At 71.5% G+C, this 7044-nt stretch carries 7 protein-coding genes; 5 read left to right on the top strand and 2 right to left on the bottom strand.

Going from position 1 to position 7044, the window contains the following annotated elements; translation table 11 throughout:
• Positions 1-176: 176 nt before the first annotated feature.
• Together G6028_RS01530 and G6028_RS01525 are read right to left on the bottom strand one after the other, a co-directional pair.
• Positions 177-443 (bottom strand): acyl-CoA carboxylase subunit epsilon, encoded by a 267-nt coding sequence (locus G6028_RS01530; RefSeq protein ID WP_017836652.1) that lies wholly within the window; start codon positions 441-443, stop codon positions 177-179.
• Positions 440-2089, bottom strand: coding sequence for an acyl-CoA carboxylase subunit beta (locus G6028_RS01525; RefSeq protein WP_182657835.1), 1650 nt, complete (start codon positions 2087-2089; stop codon positions 440-442). The genes G6028_RS01530 and G6028_RS01525 overlap by 4 nt, the downstream gene beginning before the upstream one ends.
• A 106-nt stretch (positions 2090-2195) precedes the next feature.
• On the opposite strand from G6028_RS01525, the gene G6028_RS01520 reads away from it, so the two are divergent.
• The 5 genes from G6028_RS01520 (at position 2196) to G6028_RS01500 (ending at position 6896) form a co-directional block, all read left to right on the top strand.
• A complete protein-coding gene (locus G6028_RS01520; RefSeq protein ID WP_182657834.1) occupies positions 2196-3074 on the top strand; it encodes a biotin--[acetyl-CoA-carboxylase] ligase in 879 nt (292 codons plus the stop codon).
• A gap of 3 nt (positions 3075-3077) precedes the next feature.
• Positions 3078-3641 carry a PH domain-containing protein gene (locus G6028_RS01515; protein ID WP_182609608.1) on the top strand — a complete coding sequence of 188 codons (564 nt, stop codon included), beginning with the start codon at positions 3078-3080 and terminating at the stop codon, positions 3639-3641.
• Positions 3642-3663: 22 nt separating this feature from the next.
• On the top strand, positions 3664-4950 hold the full coding sequence (locus tag G6028_RS01510) for a 5-(carboxyamino)imidazole ribonucleotide synthase (RefSeq protein ID WP_182653442.1): 1287 nt from the start codon (positions 3664-3666) through the stop codon (positions 4948-4950).
• A 29-nt stretch (positions 4951-4979) separates the two neighbouring features.
• The gene (gene purE, locus G6028_RS01505) at positions 4980-5492 is read left to right on the top strand and encodes a 5-(carboxyamino)imidazole ribonucleotide mutase (protein WP_182657833.1); all 513 of its coding nucleotides are present in this window, start codon (positions 4980-4982) and stop codon (positions 5490-5492) included.
• Positions 5493-5726: 234 nt separating this feature from the next.
• The gene (locus G6028_RS01500; protein ID WP_182657832.1) at positions 5727-6896 is read left to right on the top strand and encodes an acyl-CoA dehydrogenase family protein; all 1170 of its coding nucleotides are present in this window, start codon (positions 5727-5729) and stop codon (positions 6894-6896) included.
• Positions 6897-7044: the final 148 nt, after the last annotated feature.

The raw sequence follows: 7044 nt of genomic DNA, 5'->3' as shown, positions 1-7044 counted from the left end.
CGCCCGGTGTGGTTGCCGCGCAGCCGGTCCGCATCCGCCCGCGCGCCTGTACGGACAGACCGTAGCCGCCCCCGGCCCTGGACGCCCGCCTGCGCTTTGGTGCGCGCAGGCGGGCAGGGACGGGGGCGGCTGTGTGGTCGGGGGCGGCTGTGTGGTGCTGCCGTGTGTGGGCCGGGTCAGTACTGGCGGCGGTTGAGGAACGACGTGGGGTTGTACCCGAACGGCGGCCGCAGTCGGTCCTCGTAGGACCCCCAGTCGTCCTTGATGCCCGTGGGGAACTCGCCCTCGTGGACGGCGTTACCCTGCGCGGTCGCCAGTACGGCGGACAGGATGCCCACCTCGACCGCGGTGGGGTTGCCGCGCACGACCTGGAAGAACGGCGCCGCGGCCTTGTCGTCCGTGGCCGACTTCTCCGCGTCCTGCTGCTGCTCGGCGGCGGTCACAGCGGGATGTTCCCGTGCTTCTTGGCGGGCACCTCGACGACCTTGCGGTCGAGCAGTCGGAGCGCCTGGGCCACCTGCAGCCGCGTGTGCGACGGCGGGATGACGGCGTCGACGTAACCCCGCTCGGCGGCGACGTACGGGTTGACGAGGGTGTCCTCGTACTCGGCCTGGAGCTTCAGTCGGAGCGCGTCGACGTCGTCCCCGTTCGCGGCGGCCTGCTTGAGCTGGTCGCGGTAGACGAACCCGACGGCCCCGGACGCGCCCATGACGGCGATCTCGGCCGTCGGCCACGCCAGGTTGATGTCGGCGCCCATGTGCTTGGAACCCATGACGTCGTACGCGCCGCCGTAGGCCTTGCGGGTGATCACGGTGACCTTGCCGACCGTGGCCTCACCGTAGGCGTACAGCAGCTTCGCGCCGCGGCGGATGATCCCGTCGAACTCCTGGCCGGTCCCCGGCAGGAAGCCGGGGACGTCGACCAGGGTGAGGATGGGGATGTTGAAGGCGTCGCAGGTGCGGACGAAGCGTGCGGCCTTCTCGGAGGCCTTGATGTCCAGGCACCCGGCGAACTGGGTGGGCTGGTTGGCCACCACGCCGACGCTGCGGCCCTCGACCCGGCCGAACCCGACGATCACGTTCATGGCGTACTGCGCCTGGGTCTCGAGGAACTCGCCGTCGTCGACGATGTGCGAGATGACCTCGTGCATGTCGTACGGGCTGTTGGAGGAGTCCGGGATGATCGTGTCCAGCTCGTGGTCCTCGAGGGTGAGGTTGTCCTCGATCGCGCCCTCGGTCGGCGGGACCGGGAACCGGGGGGCCTCGGCCCGGTTGTTGCTGGGCAGGTAGGACAGCAGGTCCTTGACGTAGTCGAGGGCGTCCTGCTCGTCGTTCGCGGTGTAGTGGGAGACGCCCGACTTGGTCATGTGCGTGGTGGCACCGCCGAGCTCCTCCTGGGTGACCTCCTCGCCGGTGACCGTCTTGATGACGTCCGGGCCGGTGACGAACATCTGCGAGGTCTTGTCGACCATCACGGTGAAGTCGGTGAGGGCGGGGGAGTAGACGTGGCCACCGGCGGAGGGGCCCATGACCAGGGACACCTGCGGGATCACCCCGGATGCCTGGACGTTGCGGTGGAAGATCTCCCCGTACAGACCGAGTGAGACCACACCCTCCTGGATGCGGGCACCGGCTCCGTGGTTGATGCCGATCATCGGCCGGCCGGTCTTGAGGGCCAGGTCCATGACCTTGACGATCTTCTCGCCGTAGACCTCACCGAGGGAGCCGCCGAAGACGGTGGCGTCCTGCGAGAACACGCAGACGCTCCGGCCGTCGACGGTGCCGTACCCGGTGATCACACCGTCGCCCAGCGGCCGACGCTCGGCCAGGCCGAAGGTCGTGGCACGGTGGCGGGCGAGCGCGTCGATCTCGACGAACGAGCCCGGATCGAGCAGGTTCTCGATCCGCTCGCGGGCCGTCATCAGGCCCTTGTCGTGCGTCCTGTCGACCGCGGCCTGTCCCATCGGTGCACGGGCTTCGTCGAGCCGCCGACGCAGCTCGGACAGCTTCCCGGCGGTCGTGTGGATGTCGGGCGTCGCAGCGTCGGTCTGGACGTCGTCACTCACGTCCGGTTCTGAGGCAGTCGTCATGTTGTAAGACTCTAACGACTCGGGTGGCTCCGTGGCGACGTGACCCGGCCTACTCCCCCGACACCGACCCCGCCGTCGGGCGGGGTTCGGACCTACTCTGGACGTCGTGCACGCAGACCCCGGACCCGAATCGCCGCGCCCGCTCGACGCCGATGCCCTCCGCCGGGAGCTGGTCGAGGGGCCGGGTGCGCCGTACACCTCGCTCGAGGTGCTCGAGGAGGTCGGGTCGACCAACGCCGAGGCGATGAGGCGAGCGGGACTGGGTGCCGCGGACCGCGGTGTGCTCCTGGCCGAGTACCAGGCCTCGGGACGCGGGCGGCTCGGACGCACGTGGACGGCGCCTCCGCGGACCCAGGTGGTGGTGAGCGTCCTGCTGCGGCCCGGCGCGGTCTCACCCACCCTGTTCGGGTGGCTGCCCCTGGTCACTGGTCTCGCGATCCGGGACGGGCTCGTGGCGGCGGGCGGGGTGGACGCCACGCTCAAGTGGCCCAACGACGTGCTCGTCGACGGGGGCAAGATCGCGGGGATCCTCTCGGAGATGACGACGGTCCCCGCGGAGGGGGACTTCGAGTTGCGCCTTCCCGCGCTGGTGGTGGGTGTGGGGATCAACGTGACACTGACGCGGGAGCAACTGCCCGTCCCGCACGCGACCTCCCTCGCCCTCTCCGGTGGGACGACCGACCGTGACGTCGTCGCACGGGCGGTCCTCGAGGCCCTGGCGCACCGGCACGAGCAGTGGCGTCGATGCGAACGCGGGAGCGGATCGACCATCTCGGACGAGCTCATGGCCGAGTACTCGGCGGCCTGCTCGACCGTCGGGGCCGAGGTCCGCGTCGAACTGCCGGGCGACGTCGTACGGACAGGGCGAGCCGCACGCGTGGACAGGGAGGGCCGCCTCGTCGTCGTCACCCCGGACGGGGAGCTGTCCGTGGCCGCCGGGGACGTGACCCACGTGCGTCCGGCCGCCGGCCGGTGGGGCGGCTGACCCGTGGGGTTCGTCCGTTCGGTCGTCTCTCCGGGGGAGACGCTGATCGTCCACAGCCACCCGCACTGGCGCGCGCTCGTGCGCCCCGCACTGGTGACGGTGATCGGCGCCGGTCTCGCCGGGATCGCCGGGGGGTTCATCGAGACGCAGGTCGTGCACTCGGGGGACCGGGCCGCGACCTGGGCGATGGTGGCGGGGATCTACCTCCTCGTTGTCCTGCGCTTCGGCCTGTGGCCCGCGCTGCGGTGGGCGCGCACCGACCTCGTGGTGACCGACGAGCGCGTGCTCTACCGGCCGGCCGGCTCGACGCGACGGTGTGTGGACGTGCCGTTGCGCCGGATCAGTGCCGTGCGGTTCCGGCACACCCTCACCGACCGGGCCCTGGGCACCGGGTGTCTCATCCTCGAGTGCGGACACCTGCCCCCGGTCGAGATCGACCATGTCCCCGCCGTGGCGCGGGTCCACGCCACGGTCTACGACGAACTGCTCCGTCTGCCCGCGGTGCCCCCGCCCGGCCCCCTCGCCCCGCCACCCCGCTTCCGCTGGGGGCTGCCGGGGCGTCGGTGACCTCCCCACCACCCGTGAGAACATGGACCACGTGAACGACGACTCGCGCATCCGCCGCAATCCTCTCGGTTCGCCCGTCGTGGCGATGATCGGAGGCGGGCAGCTCGCCCGCATGACGCACCAGTCGGCGGTGGCGCTCGGCCAGACCCTGCGCGTTCTCGCCGCCGACCCGCAGGACCCGGCCGCGCAGGTCACCCCCGACGTCGTGATCGGCGCCCACGACGACCCGGACGCGGTCCGGGGTGTCGCGGCCGGCGCCGACGTGATGACCTTCGACCACGAGCACGTGCCACCGGAGATCCTCGTCGAGCTCGAGTCCGCCGGCGTCGCGGTGCGGCCCCGGGCCTCGGCGCTCATCCACGCCCAGGACAAGCTGGTCATGCGCCGCGCGCTCGAGGAGATCGGGGCGCCGATCCCGCCGTTCACGGCGGTCGACTCCGTCGAGGACGTCCGGCGCTTCCACGGCGAGCAGGAGGGGCACATCGTCCTCAAGGCCGCGCGCGGCGGCTACGACGGCCGCGGCGTGTGGATGCCGGGCTCGCTGGAGGAGGCCGAGCGCATCGCGACCGAGCAACTCGACGCCGGTGTGCCGATGATGGCCGAGGCACGCGTGCCGTGGACCCGGGAACTGTCCGCCCTGGTCGCCCGCTCGCCCTTCGGACAGGGAGCGGTGTGGCCCGTCGTGGAGACGGTCCAGCGCGACGGGATCTGCGCGGTGGTGGTGGCACCGGCCACCGGGCTGCCCGACGATCTCCGCTCCGCGGTCCAGGCCACCGCCCTGCGCCTGGCCGAACACCTCGACGTCACCGGGGTGATGGCGGTCGAACTCTTCGAGGTCACCGGCTCCGACGGCCGCCCGGGTGTGCTGGTGAACGAACTGGCGATGCGACCGCACAACTCCGGACACTGGACCATGGACGGAGCCACCACCAGCCAGTTCGAGCAGCATCTGCGGGCCGTTCTCGACTATCCGCTGGGTTCCACCGTCCCGACGGCCCCCGTGACCGTGATGGCCAACGTGCTCGGCGCGGCCCGGGCCCCGGAGATGAGCATGGACGAGCGGGTGCACCACCTCGGGGCCCGGTTCCCGCACGCCAAGGTCCACCTCTACGGGAAGTCCGAGCGGCCGGGACGCAAGATCGGTCACGTCAACGTCCTCGCCGACCCCGGGGTCGACCCGGATGACGCCGACCAGGTGGCCACGGTCCGCGCGGTGGCCGAGCACGCCGCCCACTGGCTCTCCCACGGGGAATGGGCCGACGGCTGGGACCCCCACACGGGGGCGCCGGTCGGGGACTTCGACCGCTGACGTCACCCCCTTCGACGAAAGGCACCACCATGACCGCACCACAGGGCGGGCCGCAGGTCGGTCTGATCATGGGCAGCGACTCCGACTGGCCGACGATGGAGGGCGCCGCCGAGGCGCTCGCCGAGTTCGGGATCCCCTTCGAGGTGGGCGTGGTCTCGGCGCACCGGACCCCGCAGAAGATGCTGGACTACGCCCGCTCGGCCGCCGGCCGGGGGATCCGTGTGGTGATCGCTGGTGCCGGCGGGGCCGCGCACCTGCCCGGGATGGTCGCCTCCGCCACCCCGCTGCCGGTCATCGGCGTACCGGTGCCCCTCAAGCACCTCGACGGCATGGACTCGCTGCTCTCGATCGTGCAGATGCCGGCAGGGGTGCCCGTGGCCACCGTGTCGATCGGCGGGGCCCGCAACGCCGGGCTCCTGGCGGTCCGGATCCTCGCCGCCTCCGACCCCGCGCTCCGGTCCCGGATGGAGGGTTTCCAGGCCAAGCTGGAGGCGATGGTGGAGCGTAAGGACGCCGCCCTGCGCCAGAGCCTGCTGGGCTGATCCACCCCGTCCTCCGCGGCCCCGTCCTCCGCTGCCATGCCCGCCCCGCCCGGGAGGCCCGCCGCCCGGGCGGGGCGGGCGGTGCCCGACTGGTAAATTGGGTGGCCGGGCGCGGCACGTCAGACCCCGCGGCGATATCGACGGATAAGGTGCGTCGTCGACATCGCCGGGAGGTGCCCCGGACGGTGTCCGCCGCGCGATCTGCACCGACGATTCCCTCTTGGAGGACCGCACATGTCCGGTAACCCCGACTTCGACCTGTACCAGCCCGCGGAGGAGCACGAGGAGCTCCGCGCGGCGATCCGTGCCCTCTCCGAGAAGGAGATCGAGCCGCACGCCGCGGACGTCGACGAGAACGAGCGGTTCCCGCAGGAGGCACTCGATGCGCTCAACGCCTCGGGTTTCAACGCGGTCCACGTGCCGGAGGAGTACGGCGGGCAGGGCGCGGACTCGGTCGCGGCGTGCATCGTGATCGAGGAGGTCGCGCGCGTCTGCGGTTCGTCCTCCCTGATCCCGGCCGTGAACAAGCTCGGCACGATGGGCCTGATCCTGGCCGGTGGTGAGGACCTCAAGCAGATGGTCCTGCCCGGGATCGCCGAGGGCGCGATGGCCTCGTACGCCCTGTCGGAGCGCGAGGCAGGGTCCGACGCCGCGGCCATGCGCACGCGGGCCCGTCAGGACGGCGACGACTGGATCCTCAACGGCGGCAAGGCGTGGATCACCAACGGCGGAAAGTCCACCTGGTACACCGTCATGGCCGTCACGGACCCCGAGAAGGGCGCCGGCGGCATCTCCGCGTTCATGGTGCACGCCGACGACGAGGGTTTCGGCGTCTCCAAGACGGAGAAGAAGCTCGGAATCAAGGGTTCGCCCACCGCGGAGCTCTACTTCGAGAACGTCCGCATCCCGGGCGACCGGATCATCGGTGAGCCGGGCACCGGCTTCAAGACCGCGCTGCAGACGCTGGACCACACCCGCCCGACCATCGGCGCCCAGGCCGTGGGCCTGGCCCAGGGTGCGCTCGACGCGGCGATCGCCTACACCAAGGAGCGCAAGCAGTTCGGCAAGGCGATCTCGGACTTCCAGAACACCCAGTTCATGCTCGCCGACATGGCGATGAAGGTGCAGGCCTCCCGCCTCATGGTGTACACCGCCGCCGCCAACGCCGAGCGCGGCAGCGCGCCGGGTGGGCAGAAGCTGGGCTTCATGGCCGCTGCGTCCAAGACGTTCGCCTCGGACGTCGCGATGGAGGTCACGACCAACGCCGTGCAGCTCTTCGGCGGCGCGGGCTACACCCGCGACTTCCCGGTCGAGCGCATGATGCGCGACGCCAAGATCACCCAGATCTACGAGGGCACCAACCAGATCAACCGCATGGTCATGGCGCGTCAGCTCCTGGGCTGATCCTCCGGGCGCCGGCCCGCCGACCGGCACACGAGAGCCGCCACTTCCGACCGGGGGTGGCGGCTCTCGACGTGGATGCACGGCCGCGGGGTGGCGCGGTGCCGCGGCGCCGGGCCGTCAGAGGGTGAGGGTGGTCCGCTCCGTGGTG

The sequence above is a fragment of the Dietzia cercidiphylli genome (assembly GCF_014145145.1).
Classification (GTDB): Bacteria; Actinomycetota; Actinomycetes; order Mycobacteriales; family Mycobacteriaceae; genus Dietzia; species Dietzia natronolimnaea.
The sequence above is the reverse complement of the archived record's forward strand: the minus strand, read 5'-3'. Positions and strand labels throughout refer to the sequence as shown.